Annotated in this window: 18 protein-coding genes; 9 read left to right on the forward strand and 9 right to left on the reverse strand. The window is 37.8% G+C overall.

Going from position 1 to position 18589, the window contains the following annotated elements:
* Positions 1–9: 9 nt before the first annotated feature.
* From CWD90_RS04650 to CWD90_RS04670, 5 genes are read left to right on the forward strand one after another with little or no spacing between them, the layout of a single operon-like run.
* On the forward strand, positions 10–1233 hold the full coding sequence (locus CWD90_RS04650; RefSeq protein ID WP_103474752.1) for an efflux RND transporter periplasmic adaptor subunit: 1224 nt from the start codon (positions 10–12) through the stop codon (positions 1231–1233).
* Positions 1234–1239: 6 nt separating this feature from the next.
* A complete protein-coding gene (locus CWD90_RS04655) occupies positions 1240–1983 on the forward strand; it encodes an ABC transporter ATP-binding protein (protein WP_103474753.1) in 744 nt (247 codons plus the stop codon).
* A gap of 2 nt (positions 1984–1985) precedes the next feature.
* Entirely contained in the window at positions 1986–3206 is a 1221-nt protein-coding gene (locus CWD90_RS04660; protein ID WP_103474754.1) for an ABC transporter permease, read from the forward strand.
* Between the two features lie 6 nt (positions 3207–3212).
* Positions 3213–4253: a sensor histidine kinase gene (locus CWD90_RS04665; protein ID WP_103474755.1), complete on the forward strand. Its 1041-nt coding sequence runs from the start codon at positions 3213–3215 to the stop codon at positions 4251–4253.
* A 3-nt stretch (positions 4254–4256) separates the two neighbouring features.
* A complete protein-coding gene (locus CWD90_RS04670) occupies positions 4257–4988 on the forward strand; it encodes a LytR/AlgR family response regulator transcription factor (protein WP_103474756.1) in 732 nt (243 codons plus the stop codon).
* Positions 4989–5196: 208 nt separating this feature from the next.
* On the opposite strand, the gene CWD90_RS04675 is transcribed toward CWD90_RS04670, so the two are convergent.
* Both CWD90_RS04675 and CWD90_RS04680 read right to left on the reverse strand, forming a co-directional pair.
* On the reverse strand, positions 5197–6444 hold the full coding sequence (locus tag CWD90_RS04675; protein WP_103474757.1) for an OmpP1/FadL family transporter: 1248 nt from the start codon (positions 6442–6444) through the stop codon (positions 5197–5199).
* Complete coding sequence (locus CWD90_RS04680; protein ID WP_103474758.1) at positions 6437–7756, reverse strand: DUF4270 family protein; 1320 nt, start codon at positions 7754–7756, stop codon at positions 6437–6439. The genes CWD90_RS04675 and CWD90_RS04680 overlap by 8 nt, the downstream gene beginning before the upstream one ends.
* 220 nt (positions 7757–7976) lie before the next feature.
* Here CWD90_RS04680 and CWD90_RS04685 point away from each other — a divergent pair, with 220 nt between their 5' ends.
* The 4 genes from CWD90_RS04685 (at position 7977) to CWD90_RS04700 (ending at position 11190) form a co-directional block, all read left to right on the forward strand.
* The gene (locus tag CWD90_RS04685; protein WP_239986459.1) at positions 7977–8993 is read left to right on the forward strand and encodes a Kelch repeat-containing protein; all 1017 of its coding nucleotides are present in this window, start codon (positions 7977–7979) and stop codon (positions 8991–8993) included.
* A 76-nt stretch (positions 8994–9069) separates the two neighbouring features.
* Entirely contained in the window at positions 9070–9414 is a 345-nt protein-coding gene (locus tag CWD90_RS04690) for a DUF4907 domain-containing protein (RefSeq protein ID WP_103474760.1), read from the forward strand.
* Positions 9415–9623: 209 nt separating this feature from the next.
* Positions 9624–10484, forward strand: a complete 861-nt coding sequence (locus CWD90_RS04695) for a sensor histidine kinase (RefSeq protein WP_239986460.1) — start codon at positions 9624–9626, stop codon at positions 10482–10484.
* The gene (locus CWD90_RS04700) at positions 10465–11190 is read left to right on the forward strand and encodes a LytR/AlgR family response regulator transcription factor (RefSeq protein WP_103474762.1); all 726 of its coding nucleotides are present in this window, start codon (positions 10465–10467) and stop codon (positions 11188–11190) included. The genes CWD90_RS04695 and CWD90_RS04700 overlap by 20 nt, the downstream gene beginning before the upstream one ends.
* Before the next feature lie 267 nt (positions 11191–11457).
* Here CWD90_RS04700 and CWD90_RS04705 read toward each other — a convergent pair whose 3' ends face one another.
* The 7 genes from CWD90_RS04705 to CWD90_RS04735 form a co-directional block, all read right to left on the reverse strand.
* Positions 11458–12825: a sulfatase family protein gene (locus tag CWD90_RS04705; protein WP_103474763.1), complete on the reverse strand. Its 1368-nt coding sequence runs from the start codon at positions 12823–12825 to the stop codon at positions 11458–11460.
* Positions 12826–12866: 41 nt separating this feature from the next.
* On the reverse strand, positions 12867–14459 hold the full coding sequence (locus CWD90_RS04710; RefSeq protein WP_239986461.1) for a sulfatase family protein: 1593 nt from the start codon (positions 14457–14459) through the stop codon (positions 12867–12869).
* A 446-nt stretch (positions 14460–14905) separates the two neighbouring features.
* Positions 14906–15667, reverse strand: coding sequence for a hypothetical protein (locus CWD90_RS04715; RefSeq protein WP_103474765.1), 762 nt, complete (start codon positions 15665–15667; stop codon positions 14906–14908).
* A 5-nt stretch (positions 15668–15672) separates the two neighbouring features.
* Positions 15673–16365: an SCO family protein gene (locus CWD90_RS04720; protein WP_103474766.1), complete on the reverse strand. Its 693-nt coding sequence runs from the start codon at positions 16363–16365 to the stop codon at positions 15673–15675.
* On the reverse strand, positions 16343–16942 hold the full coding sequence (locus CWD90_RS04725; protein ID WP_103474767.1) for a toxin-antitoxin system YwqK family antitoxin: 600 nt from the start codon (positions 16940–16942) through the stop codon (positions 16343–16345). The genes CWD90_RS04720 and CWD90_RS04725 overlap by 23 nt, the downstream gene beginning before the upstream one ends.
* Before the next feature lie 11 nt (positions 16943–16953).
* Positions 16954–17718, reverse strand: a complete 765-nt coding sequence (locus CWD90_RS04730) for a YHYH protein (protein WP_103474768.1) — start codon at positions 17716–17718, stop codon at positions 16954–16956.
* 152 nt (positions 17719–17870) lie between these two features.
* Positions 17871–18533, reverse strand: coding sequence for a DUF6702 family protein (locus CWD90_RS04735; protein WP_157941156.1), 663 nt, complete (start codon positions 18531–18533; stop codon positions 17871–17873).
* Between the last annotated feature and the right edge of the window lie 56 nt (positions 18534–18589).

The following is an 18589-nucleotide window of genomic DNA, read 5'->3' on the forward strand; positions in this document are numbered from 1 at the left end:
TATAACAAAATGAAAAACAAGAAATTAATAATAGGTAGCATTGTAGTAGTCATACTCGCTATCATAGTTTACAGCTTTGCTAAAAATGACAATGCTGTTACAATAGAAGCCAAAACAGTTATCGCCAAAAAAGCGAATGTAACCACAATGGTTACGGCTACAGGAACCATAGAGCCTATTACCCAAGTAGAGGTTGGTACGCAAGTTTCCGGTGTGGTCGAAAAAATATTTGTAGACTACAACAGCGAAGTAAAAGAAGGGCAATTGCTTGCCGAATTGGATAAAACCAATCTACTGGCCACTTTAACGCAGACGCAATCTACTTATGACAATGCCGTAAATCAAAGAAATTACACAAAAACCATTTACGACCGTCAAAAAATCTTGTATGACAGTCAAGTGATTAGCAAGTCTGATTTTGATGACGCAAACTACAATTACGAAACTGCAAAAGGAACTGTAACCCAGCGTTTGTCGGATTTACAAAAGGCGAAAACCAATTTAAGTTATGCCGATATTTATTCGCCAATTGATGGTGTGGTATTGTCGAGAGCCATTGACGAAGGACAAACGGTTGCGGCAAGTTTTAGCACACCAACACTGTTTACCATTGCAAAAGATTTAAAAGAAATGCAAGTAGAAGCTGATGTTGATGAAGCAGATATAGGGCAGGTAAAAGAAGGACAACGAGTTAGTTTTACAGTTGATGCTTATTTAGGGGAAGAATTTGACGGAGTTGTTACACAAGTTCGATTGAACCCGACGGTAACTTCAAATGTGGTTACTTACACAGTAGTGATTAAAGCAGATAATCCAGATTTAAAATTAAAACCAGGCTTAACAGCAACCATTTCAATTTACACCTTGGAATTAAAAGATGTGTTAACTACCGAAGCCAAAGCCATTAATTTTAAACCAACTCGACCAGAGTTAACAGCTTATAATGAACAACAAAATATTACGGTACAGCAAACAAGTGAAAGACCAACAGAAAGATCAGCAGATGAAGTTAATGGAAACGTTGTTTGGGTTTACGGTAGTAATGGTGAAATTAAAGCTAATAAAGTCACTTTAGGAGCAAGCGATGGCGTCAACGTACAAATCTTAGACGGACTTTCTGAAGGAGACAAATTAGTCTACAGTTTAGAAGGCGTTAGTAAAACAGAAGCAAAAACAGCAGCAAAAAGCGAAAGTCCATTTATGCCACAACGTCCAGGAGGTAAGAAAAAATAAAGAATCATGAGCAAAGAAATCATAAAAATAGAAGACTTAAAACGTGAGTTTATCATGGGCAATGAAACGGTTCACGCTTTAAGAGGTATTTCGTTTGATATAAAAGAAGGTGAGTTTGTAACCATTATGGGGTCTTCTGGTTCTGGAAAAAGTACGATGTTGAATATTTTAGGCTGTTTAGATCAACCTACATCGGGAATTTATGAAATTGATGGCGTTAGGGTAAAAGATCTTACTAAGAATCAGTTAGCAACGATACGCAATGAAAAAATCGGATTTATTTTTCAATCCTATAATTTATTAGCAAGAACATCTGCTATCGAAAATGTAGAATTACCGCTTTTATATAACAGTAAAGTTTCTACAGAAGAACGCAGAAAACGTGCTATAGAAGCCTTGCAAAAAGTCGGGTTGGGCGACAGATTAGATCATACACCATCACAACTTTCAGGTGGGCAACAACAACGTGTTGCTATTGCACGGTCGTTGGTTAATAATCCGGTTATGATTCTAGCCGATGAAGCCACTGGAAACTTGGATACACGAACGTCTTACGAAATTATGTCTTTGTTTCAAGACTTAAACAAACAAGGCATTACCATCACTTTTGTAACACACGAACAGGATATTGCAACATTTAGCAATAGAACCATTGTATTAAAAGATGGAAATATAATTCAAGATTATAAAAACCATAAAGTACAATCGGCAGAAGAACAGTTAGCAAAATTACCTAAAGAAGACCATTAATTATGAGACTATTAAATTTATTTAAAATCGCTTTTAAAGCCATTGTTCTTAATAAAATGAGAACATTACTTACAATGTTAGGCATCATTATAGGTGTAGCATCTGTAATTGCGATGCTCGCCATTGGAGAAGGTTCAAAAGAAAGTATTCGCGCTAACATTTCAAGTATGGGATCGAATATTATTACCGTAAAAGCAGGGTCAGATACGCGCGGTGGTGTTAGACAAGAGGCAAGTGTAATGGAATCTCTTACCTTAAACGATTTTGAGGCTATTAGAGAAAAGACTACGCTCTTGAGTTATAGTTCACCATTAGTAGATGGTAGAGGTCAGGTTATAAACGGTTCTAATAACTGGCCATCATCTATCTATGGTGTCAATTCTGAATATTTAAAGATTAAAGTGGTCGATTTGCAAAGTGGTAGTATGTTTACTGATGCTGAGGTAAAATCAGCCTCTAAAGTGGCGTTGATTGGTCAAACGGTTGTTGATAATGTATTTCCAGATGGTCAAGAACCTGTTGGGCAAATGATTCGTTTCAATAATATACCTTTTAAAGTAATTGGTGTTTTAGAAGAAAAAGGGGAGAATACTTTTGGTCAAGATCAAGACGACGTGATCATAGCGCCTTATACAACAGTGCAAAAACGTATTTTGGCTATCGATCATTTAAATCAGATTATAACATCCGCCGTAAGTGAAGAAGAAGCACCAAACGCCGTTTTAGAAATCTCTAATATTTTACGCGAACAGCACAAATTAGCTGATGGTGAAGACGATGATTTCAATGTACGCTCTATGGAAGAACTCATTTCTACCTTTAGTTCTACAAGTGAAATGTTAACCATCCTTTTAGTGGCTGTTGCAAGTATATCATTATTAATAGGTGGCATTGGAATTATGAATATTATGTATGTTTCGGTAAAAGAACGTACTAAAGAAATTGGTCTACGAATGGCTGTAGGTGGCAAAGAATCAGATATTTTGATGCAATTTTTAATAGAAGCCATTTTAATAAGTATAACAGGTGGTGCATTAGGCGTGCTTTTAGGACTTGGTTCTACGGTATTCATTGAAAAATTCTTAAATTGGCCTACAAGTGTGGCAATGTATTCTATTGTTATTTCCTTTGCGGTTTGTGCAATTACAGGAATCTTCTTTGGGTGGTATCCTGCAAGAAAAGCATCGGCTTTAGACCCGATTACAGCATTGCGATATGAATAATAAATTATGTATAAAAATAAAACCATAACAGTATTTTCTCATCTTCTCGTATGGTTGGTGCTCTTCAGTATGCCATATGTGTTGTCTTACGGACAAGAGCAAGATCTAAATCGGGTGTTTGCACATTATTGGATTCCATTACTGTTTTATGCGGTTGTTTTTTATGTCAATTATTTTGTGCTTATTGACAGGTTTCTATTTAGTAAGAAATTAATGCTATTTATTGCTATCAATCTTGGAATGATTGCCTTGTTTTTAGTATTAAAAGATCAAATTGAAGAAGCCTTTTTTCAAGACCTAATTAAAAGACGTCCAAGTAATGCCGATGGAGGAGGAAGGCCACCAGTCAAATTAATTATTTATATACAAATGCTATCGTACATGGCGCCTTTGCTTTTTTCAATAGCCATTAAAACAACCCAACGCTGGGTACAAACGGAAGCCGAACGCAAAGAAGCAGCGAACATAAAGTTGAAATCAGAATTACAACATTTGCATTACCAATTGCAACCGCATTTCTTTTTTAACTCCTTAAATAACATTTATGCCATGGTTGATATTTCGCCAGAGCAGGCAAAAAAATCCATTCATAGTTTAAGTAAATTAATGCGTTATATGTTGTACGAAACCAATATGGATTTGGTGCCACTTTCAAAAGAAATCGATTTTATGAAAAAATATATCGATTTAATGAAATTAAGGGTATCGGATAAAACAAAAGTCAGTTATAGTTTCCCAACAGAAGAAAATGGCATTCAAATAGCACCTTTATTATTTATTTCATTAATAGAAAATGCTTTTAAGCACGGGGTTTCAGCAAGTAAAGAAAGTCATATAAACATTGCTATGACTTCAGAAGAAAGAACAGTTCTATTCACCATTGAAAACGAAAATTTTCCTAAAAAAACAGACGACAAAAGTGGTTCTGGAATTGGACTGCAAAATGTAGTGAAGCGCTTAGAATTACTATACCCAAATAAACACAGTTTTAATACAACTGTAAATGACAATCGGTTTTTAGTACATTTAAAAATAGAAACAGCTTAAATTATGAGCAACTTAAAAATCACATGTGTTATTGTAGATGATGAACCGATGGCGTTGAATTTGGTAGAAAGTTATGTCGAAAAAACACCGTTTTTGGAGCTTAAACAAAAATGCAGTAGTGCCATTGAAGCGATGGAATTTTTAAAAACGAATCCTGTTGATTTATTGTTTTTAGATATCCAAATGCCTGATTTGACAGGGATTCAATTGTCTAAAATGCTTCCAAAGGAAACCCGAGTTATTTTCACCACTGCCTTTGACCAATATGCATTAGAAGGTTTTAAAGTAGAGGCATTAGATTATTTATTAAAACCTTTTGACTATGCAGAGTTTCTGGCAGCAGCCAACAAAGCAAGTACTTGGTTTTCTTTAGTAAAAGGCAAACAACAAACCGTACTTTCCGATGAAAAAGAATTCCTTTTTGTAAAATCTGAATACAAACAACTGCGAATTAAATTGGCAGACGTACTCTATTTTGAAGGCTTAAAAGACTATATTAAAATATGGTTAAAAGATAATCCCAAACCTATATTAACTTTGATGAGTTTAAAATCTTTAGAGGAAGAATTGCCCGAAACTCAATTTATGCGTGTGCATCGTTCGTTTATTGTGTCCCTAAATAATATTGATGTTATAGAGCGCAGTCAGATCATAATTGGAAATCAACGCATTACAGTTTCGGAAAATTATAAGCCAGCATTTTTAAACTATATTTCCAAAAATAGTTTGGACTAATTTACTTTTTTGCTTCGAAATCTGTAGGGCTGTAATCGGACTTCCAAATAAATAGCACTAAACACCCGTGGAGATCTAGACCCCTGATTTTAAAGTCCTAATTAGCTAAAACCTCTCGATTGCGTTATTAGATTAGCATTATTAAATTTATAGATGTTTAATATAAAATTAAACTCTCCTTATTTTTAAACTTCATTAAGAACTGGCATTAGTCGGTTTTTCGTTTTTTAAACCATAGGTCCTCCAAGCTAAAATTAACTGTTAGCACATGATAATTCTCCTTGATAAGTATATTTTCTATTAGACCAGTGGACCCGTAGGAATAGGACAAATTAAGCATGGAATTATTACCACGGCCAATGGGCAAACCTACCCCTGCCGTAAAATTATAACCATCTATTTTAGCATCGTTAATGGACAGATACCCGGTGTCGTAATTAAAACCAGTTCTATAACGAATACGCTGGTTGTACTTATAACTGGAAGAATTTCTTACAAATTCCAAACCAAGGGCATAGATATCCTGATCAGCATATTCCCCAATATTTTCGGACTGCCCGGTATCACTCCAATAATTCTTTTTATAATCGGCGTTTAGCGTAAAGGATTTTAAAAATTTTGTACTTAACCCAACCCCTAGTTCCATTGGCATTTTAAAATCGGCAACAGTATTACTCTCATCCTCCTCTACCGTTATTTCCACTGCGTCCAGGCTTTTAATCACTGAACGCCTTACACTACCCTTTAGACTGGTAGGGAATTGGACTGTACTCCCAAGTGTAATATTCTTTGTAAGGTCGTATTGCATACCTAGCCCAAAACGAGCGCCACTATAATTGGTATCTTCAGTGGAAACAAAAGCACTATTATAGATTTGGAAGGATTCTTCCTCCTCAATCTTGCCAAATAGTACGGAAAAACTGGCCCCAAATCTTAATTTATCAGTAATACCATATCCCAGGTTGATCTTTAAGTCGCTCAATCCTCCAAGACCACTAACATTACTTTCAAAAGTTTCCTCAGTCCCCTCTATATTTGTTTTTACTCCTACCAAGGTATATCCCACATCGGTATATGGAACCAATGCTATACCTGCTCCAAGTCTGTCCGCTATTCGGAAGGCAAGAGCCAAATTGGAAAAGTTGACAGTGGCTTTTGATTCGTCGTTTATCCTATTACTATAATTGTTATACTTCCCCCTTATCCCAATATCGTAAAAGAAAGAGTTTTGAGGTGTCAAGGCAAAATTGGCCGGATTTAAATTGTTTATTTCTGTGTCCGATTTCATTGCTAATCCAGAATAACCCATCCCATTGGTTCTCCCAATACTCGTCTGATTTATTGCACCTAGACCGTATAGTGAATAAGGCGAACTTGTTAGGCCTTCGGATTGAGCCAAAACAGGAATTGCAGTTAAGAAAGTTATAAATAGGGTAGATAAGGGTAATTTATTCATCTTCATCATATATTGCGTAGGTAAGTTCCAATTGGATACCTTGGTTAGTGCCGTCATTTCCGATTAAAACAAATCGATCTACAGTGCTATTGTAATTCTCGGGCAAAAGAATAATTGCATCATTGGTTTCCCGTTCTGCCAACAATAATCCTTCTATATAGCTGGTAAGTGGTATTTCATAATATATGTCATTGAATTCCTCCCCGTCACGGTTCAAAGTGGCCTGTACTCCCGTATTATCCATTCCTACCAATTGATCTGTTAAATCATTGTTTTGGTCTACGATAAAAAGCGATAGGTTGTCCCTTAGAGCCAGTTCATCATTATAAGAAGCCAAAGCTGGTTTAATTTTAAGAACGGCATTCAGTAAGGTTCCCCGTCCTGGAATATCGAACAAGGTTTTTAAATTTGTAAATTCTATCTTCGTCGTGTATCCAATACCGGATTGAATAAAACTTTGGTTATCCGATTCGGAACTGTTGAGAGCAACTTCTTTATCTGTGAGTGTCTTTAGGTACTCATTGGTTTCCACCACGGACATCTGGTTAAAAAATGGAATAGGACTACTGGTGGTGTTTATTGCAAAATCTGTAGTATACTGCGTGCGACTTTCCTCTTGGGAAATGGTGTAATACATCCTCATTACGCTGGTAGCAAATGAAAAACCAACTATGGAACCGTCGTCGTCGTCGCCTGGCTGAAAGGTAATCCCATGAAAGTAGTCCTTAAATTCCTCGGTGTTTGTAATATTCTTTTGTTGCAACTGCTCAAAAAGATCTAACCCTAAGGAGTCACTTAATTTAATATATAACGAATCCGTTCCCAAAGGTCTTGGTGTATAGGTTACAGACCCTAAATCTTCCTCAAAGAACCCCACCTTGCTGGTATTATAGAATTCACTCCCATCCGCTGGCTTTAAAAGTTCACTGAGCTCTTTAATATGGATGGTGTTATTTTTAAGGGTGTCATTATAATAGTAATTGTCGTACTTCAGGAAGAAGGCGATACTATCATATTCCGCGTCGGAATCGATATAATAGCTATTGGGCAACAATTCCGCAAAACTCGAACTTTTCACGGCCCCAAATACCGGGTCTATATATTTACCGATAAGCATACGGGAGGCCTGTGAAGTTACAATACTGTCAAACTTCATGGTGTATGTCTCCACATTCATGGTATCTATTTGCACCACCCGAATATTACTGTCTGTAAATGTCCCACCAGCCACAAATTCAGAATCATTAATAGCATCTGTGCTGCATGAATCCATAATTATCAGCAAGGCAATAAGTGCAAGGAGTTGTCTCATTCTTTTATTATTTAAAGCCAAAAGTAAAAGCGTTTCCCTAGCTCGGAAACCCCAATAGACCAACCCACTAACTTATAAGACCAAAGGGCAAATTTTAGCTATTAAATGCCGTCTACCATTCGTAGATAAAATATCCTCTTTTATATGTTAAATAGGTGACTTTATCTATTTAAGTTTCAAACACCACGTTAGCCATCTAGTTTTGAAAAAAAAATAACTAATGAAATACATTTATAACATGAAGGGAAGGGTAAACCACATTAAAATGTTAACGATGGTCAGCGCAACACTTTGCTTAATGGCAAGTTGTTCCAATGACGATGACGATGATGACGACTTGGGTAACTGGACGGACAAATCTGTGTTTGACGGCAGTCCACGCAGTGGCAGCTCCTACTTTACTATTGGAAACATCGGATATAGTGGTGTAGGTTTTGACGGAGATGATTACCTAACCTCCTTTTGGTCCTATAATATGGATGGCGATTATTGGTCTCAAAAAGCAGATTTCCCCGGAACTGCAAGGAATGCAGCCGTAGGTTTTGCAGTCAATGATAAGGGATATATCGGCTCTGGATATGATGGCTTGGACGAACTGTCAGATTTTTATTCTTACGACCCAGCCAGCAACACATGGACGGAAATTGCAACATTCCCATCTACCCCAAGGCGAAGTGCGGTGGCATTCGGAATAAACAGCTTAGGCTATTTCGGCACAGGCTTTGACGGTGACAACGATCGCAAGGACTTTTGGAAATACGATCCCAACAGCGATAGCTGGTCAGAGTTGGTCGGCTTTGGTGGAGATAAAAGAAGGGCGGCAACAACCTTTACCATAGGGGATAAAGTGTATATGGGAACAGGAGTTTCCAACGGTGTCTATTTGCAGGATTTTTGGGCTTTTGACTCCACCACAGAAAGTTGGACGCAAAAACTGGATTTGGATGAAGATGATGATTATACCATTGTGCGTAGCAATGCGGTAGGTTTCACCCTAAATGACTATGGATATATAGCCACTGGAACCTATGGTGGCACCTTACAATCTATTTGGGAATATGACCCAAGTACAGATTCTTGGGAATCCAAAACAGGTTTTGAACGAACATCGAGACAGGACGCGGTGGTATTCTCAAATAATGTAAGGACTTTTATTGGCTTGGGCCGAACAGGAAGTCTGTATTTGGATGATTTGGAGGAATTTTTACCTTATGACGAATACGACGACGAAGACTAGTAATTTTGATTTTGTAGTGTTAAAGTCAGCAAAAGCGCCATGCCTCGTGGTATGGCGCTTTTAAAATGAAAAAAAAATGAAAAAAATTTTAATAGCATATGTTTTAATAGCGGTTGTATCTGGATTTCTGTTATTGGGCTTTTCAAATTACAGTGTTGGCTCAAAAGAAAGTAAATTGCAGCTCCGTACCGAAATATTGAATTTGGAAAACGGATATGGATATCAAATAGCATTAGGTAACAAGGTACTTATCCGCCAGGAGTACATTCCCGTTCTCCCCGGAAAAAAACCATTCGTAAGCACCCAGGATGCCAAACGTACAGCCGATAAGGTTATTAATAAATTACAAAATAAGGAGAGTCCTATTTTGACAATTTCCGAACTAGAGGAATTACAGATTATGAAATTTACCTTAGACTAAAGAAGTGCATGGTACTTGATAAGAAAAATATTCCGCAATGGCTAGTTCACGTCCTTTTATGGTGCACGCTTTGCGGCTTGCTGTCTTACCCTGTTTTGACTGGGTCCGGATCTCTTCCCTATAACCTTTTGGCAAAAGTACTCTTGGCCATGGCAATTTTCTATCTTAATTATTATTATCTGGTACCGAAATTTTTGCTGAAAAACCGCATGTGGAACTATATTGCGCTGTCTGTCCTACTACTTTTGGCAGTCGGATTTTTTGCTAATATAGCGTTCCCTCCATCGCCCCCCGACGACCTTCCACGACGAGCAGTTCGCATGCGACCTCCTGGAGGTAATGGTCCTGGAGCATTTCGTTTTGTTTTAATGACGACAGTTATATTCGCCGTTCCCTATATTTTCAGTACCATGTTAAAGGTCTATACGGAATGGCAGAAAAACGAAGACCTTCGTAAATTGGTAGAAAAAGAAAAAATACAGTCAGAACTTCAATTTTTAAAGTCCCAGCTAAACCCGCATTTTCTTTTTAACTCCTTGAATACTATTTATTCGCTTTCGGTAAAACAATCTCCGGATACCTCCGAAGCGGTCATCAATTTATCTGAACTTATGCGGTATATGCTCTACGAGGCAGACAAAAAATTAGTACCCCTACACAAGGAACTGGAATACATACAAAGTTACGTAGCATTGCAACGGCTTCGACTCGCCAATAGTGAGAATGTGACGCTAAAAATATCGGGAGAAGAGAAGGGAAAATTTGTCCCTCCCCTCCTATTTATTTCCTTTATTGAAAATGCATTCAAATACGGTACCGATTATAACGGCAAAACCATTGTTAAAATAAACCTTTCCATAGATAATGAGTCCATACATCTACAGGTAACCAACATTATAGGAACTTTTAAAGCAAAATCAGATAGTAGCGGAGTGGGTCTGGAGAACGTCAAGAATAGGTTGAACTATTTGTATCCCCATTCACATGATTTGCTTATACAGGATGACGGAAAGACCTATGAGGTAAATTTAACCCTAAATTTAAAAAACTATGAATTGCATAATCATTGATGATGAGCCTTTGGCTATAGATGTATTGGCAGACTATTGCAAGAAAATAGACTTTACGGAGGTAGTAGGTACTTTTACCAATCCTTTGGATGCCATAACAGTTATTAAGGAAAAAAAGGTCGATTTAATTTTTTGCGACATAGAAATGCCCCAAATTAGTGGTTTGGAATTTATAAGCGCCCTAGATAACAGGCCCCTGTTTATTTTTACAACAGCCTATGCGCATTATGCAGTTGAGGGATTTGAGCTGAACGCAGTTGATTATCTGGTTAAGCCTATCCCTTACCATAGATTTATAAAGGCCGTTTCAAGAACCAAGGAGATTTTGACACAAAAGGAAAAACCTTCAACAGCCAATATTTTTCCTTCCAATGGAGGGCACAAGGATACCCAAAAATTTATTTTTGTGAAATCCGAACATGAAAATATTAAGATAGATCTTGATCAAATTGAATACATTCAGGGTCTTAAAGATTACCTGAAAATCCATATTATAGGCACCAATAAGACAATCTTGACCCTTCTAAGCTTCAAGGACCTTTTGGACAAATTGCCCCAAAACCAATTTATACGGGTTCATAAATCTTTTGTAGTCAACGTAAATGTCATTAAGACCATTCAAAGGAATCGAATTGTGATCAATGATACCCGAATCCCAATAGGAGAAAGTCATAAGACTCAGTTCTTTTCATTTCTGGGCTTGTGATGAAGCCTTATCATCGGCATTATACGAGTATCATTTAAAAAACCAACTTAGAGTTAATGGCCACTAAAACCTTTTTATCAATTGGTTCCAATCGGCAAAGGCATATTTCAAGGTTTAGGCAATAAGTTTATTGGCTACTTCCCGTTACTAAAAACAATTACCGTTTATTGAATTTTGTACGACAAGTTTATAAAGGCTTTTGTCCCTAGTATTTATAAGTAAAGGATTAATATTAGACGAAGTCACCACTTCGCTTTCAGTTATTTCTTAATGTAAGTTTGACTTCAAATCGGCATCGTAGCCCGATAACATCTTCTGTAACTTTTTTACAATTTTTGGATTTTTAAGAGCCACATTTTCAGTTTCGGAAATATCCTTTTCTAGGTTGTACAATTCTATTTCGCCCTTAACTACCCTTAATTTCCAAGCCCCGCTTCGCACCGCCTCGGCCGTGTTTCCAGAGTAATAATAAAATCCATCTTTTGTATGTGGAGATTTGGCCTTTTTATCCCCGGAAAGCAAAGGCCAAATATTCCTTCCATCCATGGGTTTTTCCGAAACTTCACTTTCTGTTAAATAAGCAATAGTGGGTAATATATCTATGGTAGAAGCCAGTTCGGAACAAACGACTCCAGAGGGAATGACTCCCTTCCATTGTGCAATCATTGGCACACGCATGCCACCTTCATAGGTTTGAAATTTATACCCTCGCAACGGCAACGCACTTCCCCCTTGGCCGTCCTTAAGGTCCCAAGGTCCATTGTCCGAAGTAAAGATAACCAAGGTATTCCCATCAATACCTAAGGATTCTAGCGTTTCAAGAATTCTTCCCATACTCCAATCAATTTCTTCAATGACATCGCCATATAGCCCTCTAGCACTTTTCCCTTTAAAATCCGGTGAGGCATAAAGTGGAATATGGGGCATGGTCTGGGCCACATACAGGAAAAAGGGATTGTTCTTATTTTTTTTAATAAAATCTACCGCCTCTTCGGTGTATCTCTTTGTTAGGGTAGTTTGATCCACTGGGTATTCCACGACCTCATCATTGTGAAGCAGGGGAACAAAGTACTTTTTAGGTTTGGCGTTTCTAAGACTATCCAGAGTCATGCCTTCCCTAAAAACGGCATCTTGGGCTACTTTAAAATTAGGATTTACAGACATATCATTGCTGTAGGGAATTCCAAAATAACTGTCAAATCCTTGAGATGTAGGCAAAAATTCTGGCTTATCCCCTAAATGCCATTTCCCAATACAGGCAGTAGCATAAGCTTTGGTTTTAAGCATATCAGCTATGGTCAGTTCTTCCGTAGCCAATCCACTATCACTTTTCGGCCATAAAACAACCGGTACTCCAACACGAGGCGGGTAAGAGCCTGTCAGCAAGGCGGCACGAGAAGGGGAACAAACAGGGGATGCCGAATAAAAATCAGTGAATTTTATGCCATCATTCGCCATTTGGTCCAAGTTGGGCGTTTTAATTAGTGGCGAACCAAAGCTACCTACATCTTGATATCCTTGATCATCCGTAAAAAAAATAATGACGTTGGGCTCAGATTGTTTCTTCTGTGCACTAAGTATAAAAACAGCACCTAAAAAACCGGACAACAATAACAATCTTGTATACTTCATCATATTCAAATAATTTAATCCTTAATTGTTAGGCGCTCGTTTTCCTAACTTTCCCAATGGTCAGCAATGATTTGATGAATTTCCTCATTGCCTTCATCAAGATCACCAAGCATTTCCCGTTGTTTAAGAATTTCGGCTTTCATCCCAGAAATAATATCCTGATATTCAGAGTCGTAATAAGCATTGTGAAGTTCTTTGGGATCCTGTTCCAGATCAAAGAACTCCCAATATTTATCCGGCTGCTCTTCTTTAGTGTACCCATTTACCTTGAGTCCGTTGCCATAATAAAACGCAAGCTTATAGCGCTCTCCCCTAATTCCAAAATGGCCAGGGCGGTCTTTGCTATGGTCCCAATACCTATAGTAGCCATGCTTGCGCCAATCTGCAGGGGTATTTCCTTTTAAGTTCTCCCGAAAACTATGACCCTGCATAGTTTCTGGATATTGAATGCCTGCATAATCGGCGAATAAGGCAGAGAAATCTGCATTTTCAACAATATCCGCGTTTCTGGTGCCAGCAGGAATTTCTTTTGGGTATCTAATAACAAAGGGCATATGAATGGATTCTTCATAAATCAAACGCTTGTCGAACCAACCGTGTTCCCCTAAAAAATACCCTTGGTCGGCAGTATATATAACTATGGTGTTTTCTGCCAAACCCGACTCTTCCAAATAATCCAACAATCTCCCTATATTATCGTCAACAGCTGCTCCGCATCGCATAAAATCCTTGACAAATTTCTGATAAGTTGCCATTCGTGCCTCATCCGCATTCAAACCATCTACCGAAAAAGGTAATTCCGGATAGGCCATATAATCTTTTCGCAATTCGGGGTTGGCCGTAGCATCTAAATATCGTTTTTGTAGGTTGTCTATGGATTGCCCCTTAAAAACCCTTCCTGTGGTTTCCGCTCCATGATCATAAAATGAATCAGGAACTGGAATTTCCTCATCGCGATATAAATGACTAAACCGCTCAGGGTAATCATAAGGTTCATGTGTAGCCTTAAAATGGCACATGGCCATAAAAGGCTTGGATTTATCCCTATTTTCTATCCACTCCATAGTTCTATTGGCAATGATATCGGTACTGAAACCTTCAACCACCTTACCACCTCCATAGTAATCCTCCCAATTGTCGGCGGTTTTCAATCTAGGGTTCCAGTAATCCCCCTGCCCTGGAAGAACGGCGTAGTAATCAAATCCTGCAGGCTCTTGCTTTAAATGCCACTTCCCGATAATGGAGGTAGCATACCCGCCCTTTTGCAGCTCCTTTGCTATATTATTATGATTTGGGGATAAGCCTGCACCCAAGGTGGTAACCCCATTAATGTGACTGTACTGCCCTGTAAGGATAGTTGCTCTACTAGGAGTACAAATTGAATTGGAAACCAAACAATTCTCCAAAACACAGCCCTCGGAGGCCAACCGTTTTATATTTGGGTTGTGCACATAATCCTTTAAAATTCCGCCATAAATACCCCAGGCCTGAGCAGTATGGTCATCTGACATAATAAATAGAATATTTGGTCTTTCGGTATTGACCGCGGTTTTCACTTCGGTTTTATCCTTACAACTGGAAAGTGTTAACACTAAGGCTGAAATAATGAGCGCAAAAAAGTATTCTATTTTCATCATGTCTTGGTTTTATGGTCTAATATTAAGAAAATTCGTCCTTAAAACCAATGGATAACCAATACCATTGAAAACTTTATTGCCTCACCCTCCAATAATTATTTGTTACATTGGTCCTGTAGTACATTCCAAACCTCTCCTTAAAAGATTTTTCCGAAATGTTTGAAGTTTTAAATTCTTTAGATAAGTAATCGGAATGAGTCCGCTAGGTGAGGTATTGCCTTTCCACCATCCTATTGTTTGGTGATTCCCAAAAAAATCGATTTAAAAAAAGGGAGTAACTACCTCCCTTTTCAATCTAACTAAACTAACTAAGAGGAATAAATCCCCTATTTCTTAATTGTCCTCTCATAGTCATGGAGATTTCTGGTTTCAAGAACTAAAAAAACAAGACTGCTTGCAGAGGGATCCGAAGGGATTACCTTTCAAAAATTAATAAACCACCTTTATCAGCTTTCTGGGGAATACCCCAATTCCTGTCTTAATTTAATGGCGATGACTTGGGTCCTATTCCTTAATTTTTTCGCTCTAGTTAAAAGGTTTTCAGTTTGCAACAATCTATCCACCAACGCGTTCTGATATTCCTTGGCATTTAGTAAGGTGTAATAATTGGATATTCTACCAAAGTCCCTGATTTTATTATACTTAGGGTTGTCCTGTGGAAGTATATCCACTAAGGCAAGATGCTTTTCCAATACCGGCTGTAAGTGATTGATCACTATATCATTGATCTTTGAGTCTGTAATCTTAAATTCTGCAATTTCAGTGGGGTAATTGGAGATAAGGGTTTTTAGTGAATCGCTTTCAATAATCTCAAATTTAGAGGTACTTATAACAGAATTTAAGGCCCCGTCCATCAAGACCATTGGAGCATAATTAATATGCACTATGGTATCCTTGGCCCCTGGTGTAATTTTTTCGGAAGCTAGGCCAACGTAGTTTAAGGTAGCTTCCAATCTGTTAACATTGTTAGAGTACTTAACGATGCCCTCATTAAGTACTTTCAAATTTGTGTTCAATTCTTGATATAGGCTGTGATAGATTTTCATCTCCACTATCCGGTTTTTCCTGATCTCATTTAGATCATTTATTTTCCATGCGATCAGGATACCAATAACAATCAGTAATATCTCCCCAAAAGCATATAATAGATAACTTTTAAGTTTACCTGAAATTAATAAGGTACGTCGGATTTTAGCAAATAGGCGCATATTAATTATTCCAATTTCAATGCTTTGATATCTGTAATGAGTTGGGCAATAGACGCCCTATTTAACCCATTATAGATACCTCGAATATGCTTATTTTTATCTACAAGCAAGAAGTTTTCGGTATGCAAAAAATCGTTTATATCCTTTGGAACCCCTAAATCGTTCTCTACAAAATATTGATTTCTTCCCAGATTGTAAATTTCAGTTTTATTCCCTGTAACCAAATGCCATTTATTATCCAAAACACCATTTTTATCGGCATAGTTTTTTAACACTGGAACAGAATCCATAGAGGGTGTTACCGAATGTGACAACAATAGTACCTCGGGGTCATCTTTAAACGCTTCCTGCACCTTAACCATATTACCCGTCATTTTTAGACATATACCAGGACATGTGGTAAAAAAGAAATCCGCTACATATATCTTATCATCAAAAGTCTTTTGGGAAACAGTATCCCCAAGTTGATCTACCAAATTAAAATCAGGGATTTTATGAAAACTCTTCTCTTCTTCACTATTGGGCGTTAACCAATGTGGCGTAAAGGATTCATCGTTATAGTAAGGCAGGTATGCTACCCTACTTGTTTCCTCCACTATAATATTCTCCTTTTTAACTTTTTCCTTGCAGCTCGTAAGAATTGCAAACAAACACATTAAAACAAACCTAACTTTTCTAATCTCTAATAACCAGCTCATTTTCTAACTTATAACATGAATTTGCTCTTAGCATTCCAAAAATACGTCCGTTTTTGGCTTCATAATTAACATATAACTTCCCGTTGGGCAACCAGGCCTTTTGCAATCCTTCCTCATTACCCTTCACCAATTGCCTTACTTTGGATAATTGCCCTGTGGCATGCCACTGTTTTTCTTCCCCATGCTTTAGGCCATTAACGTAATGAGATTCTTCCGCCAACACCTCGTTTTCCCACCAACTTTTATATATCCCCGTCAACTTATTTTGATGATAGGTCGACTCTACCCTAAGTACCCCATTTTCGGACCATCTTCTTGCCACGCCCTCTCTTTTTCCATTGAGAAAGCCCAGTCTTTCGGCCATGGTTTCATTTGGGTGAAATTTCAACGAATAACCATTGTAAGGCTGGTTTTTGTAATACCACTTGCCTTCAATTTGGTTAAGCACCAGTTCCTTTTTGGATACCTCTACATTGGAGATTACAATAGCTTTCTCCACCTCGCTTTTTACACCTGTGGCTTCTTTGCAATTTATCAGGGATAAGGCCGTAACAATTAATAGGAGTAATGGTCGCATTGTTCGTTTTTTTAGTATCCTTGATATGGACCAGCAAAAGCTAAATAAGATCCTGTAGTAGAATATACTTCATTAATTATATGATAGTGATATTCCTCTACACCATCTGTATATTGTGTTGCAGTAGTATGGCCCCCAGAAGAATCCAAATCTGTAGGATATGTTCCTGTGGAACTACATTGTCTTCCGTAAAGAAATACGCCATCCAAGAGGATCCCTACTAGGTTTTCATCATCATCTGTAAAAGCCTTGGGCTCCAAATGGTAATGATAAACACCAGGGCCAATATGAGCCCCAGTCCAATCCAAACTGGCAGCAGCTTCGTTTAATGCCCCATTTCCCTCCTGATCATTAAATATAGAGGCTCCACTTACCGCAATCCCGATGGTATTCAGCTGTGTAGCTACCGTACTTCCTGTTAAATTGGGAGTTGCATCCACTGTAATTGTGGTGGCATTATTATTACTGGACATGATACTTGGTGTTGTTGCCACATTTGGTTCATCCTTATATAGGGAATTGCCTTCTCCCCAATAAACCGACTCATGATTGGGCAAACCTGTAGTTTCTATAACTACATTGGCACCATCCAAATAAATAGTGGTGGCATCTGAATTAAATGCTGCAAAAGCAGCATGCAGTTCGGTGACAACAGTTTCTTCAGTATCCTCATCAGCAGCACTATCGGCACTACAGGCAATTAGAGTAGTTAAAAGTAAGGCCACACCCATTGCTATTGCCATAATACTTTTATTCACTTTTACTTCTTTTTTCATATCAATTAATTTAAAATAATTTTAGTTTAACTTTTACTTATTATGTACTCACACAAGGACAAAGCTCGTTTAATAGGAAACATCAAAATCTGGAAATCTATGACCAGTCCCGAACTTTAAGTGAACGGCTTGTTTAGTTAAGCGGAAAGAAATCAGCGAACAATAGTTAAAGGAATTTCTTTACGACTTTTGAATTTCTTGAACAAAAATCCTATCCCTAAAACACTTACTCCTAGAACCACTATTGCTGAAACACCTAATAAAATTACTCCTATATTGGACGAAAACAGACTTGCCTCATTTCGGCCCGTTTCCACAAACTTATTACCGCTAGCCTCCAACGCCAAAGTGTGATCATTGGCCTCATTTAAAACAAATTGTTCCTTGCTAAATCCTTCCTTAAAAAGAAATAGGGCACTCTGGTTTTTATGAATGTCCTTAAAGGCGCTATTTTTAACCAATACCGAATTTATTTCTGAAGGTATTCCGAAGACTTCGAAGACCACTTTGGTATCATGACCTAGAATAACCCTCCCATTGCTCAAAGAAATATCTCCAACCCCATTAAAACTAATCTGGAGATTGTTTTTGATATGTTCCAATACCATTTGCTGAAACTCTTCTGGAGTTTGATAAGGTGTTTCTGAAAAATGGGTGCGAATTTCTTGCTGAAAAGCAGTTAAAGAAGCACTAATCTGCAAAACCCAACTGTTGTCTTGTTTTTCCACGAGCATTGTAGTGGATACATCTGCCTGATGTGCCTTAACCGTCAACACCATAAAAAGGAAACAAATGAAGAGAATTCTTCTATACATAATCCTAACTTTTAGATAAAGGATCAAGCCTAAGTTGTTAGGCCTAGACTTGATTC

It is taken from the genome of Arenibacter catalasegens (assembly GCF_002909235.1).
Taxonomy (GTDB): Bacteria; Bacteroidota; Bacteroidia; order Flavobacteriales; family Flavobacteriaceae; genus Arenibacter; species Arenibacter catalasegens.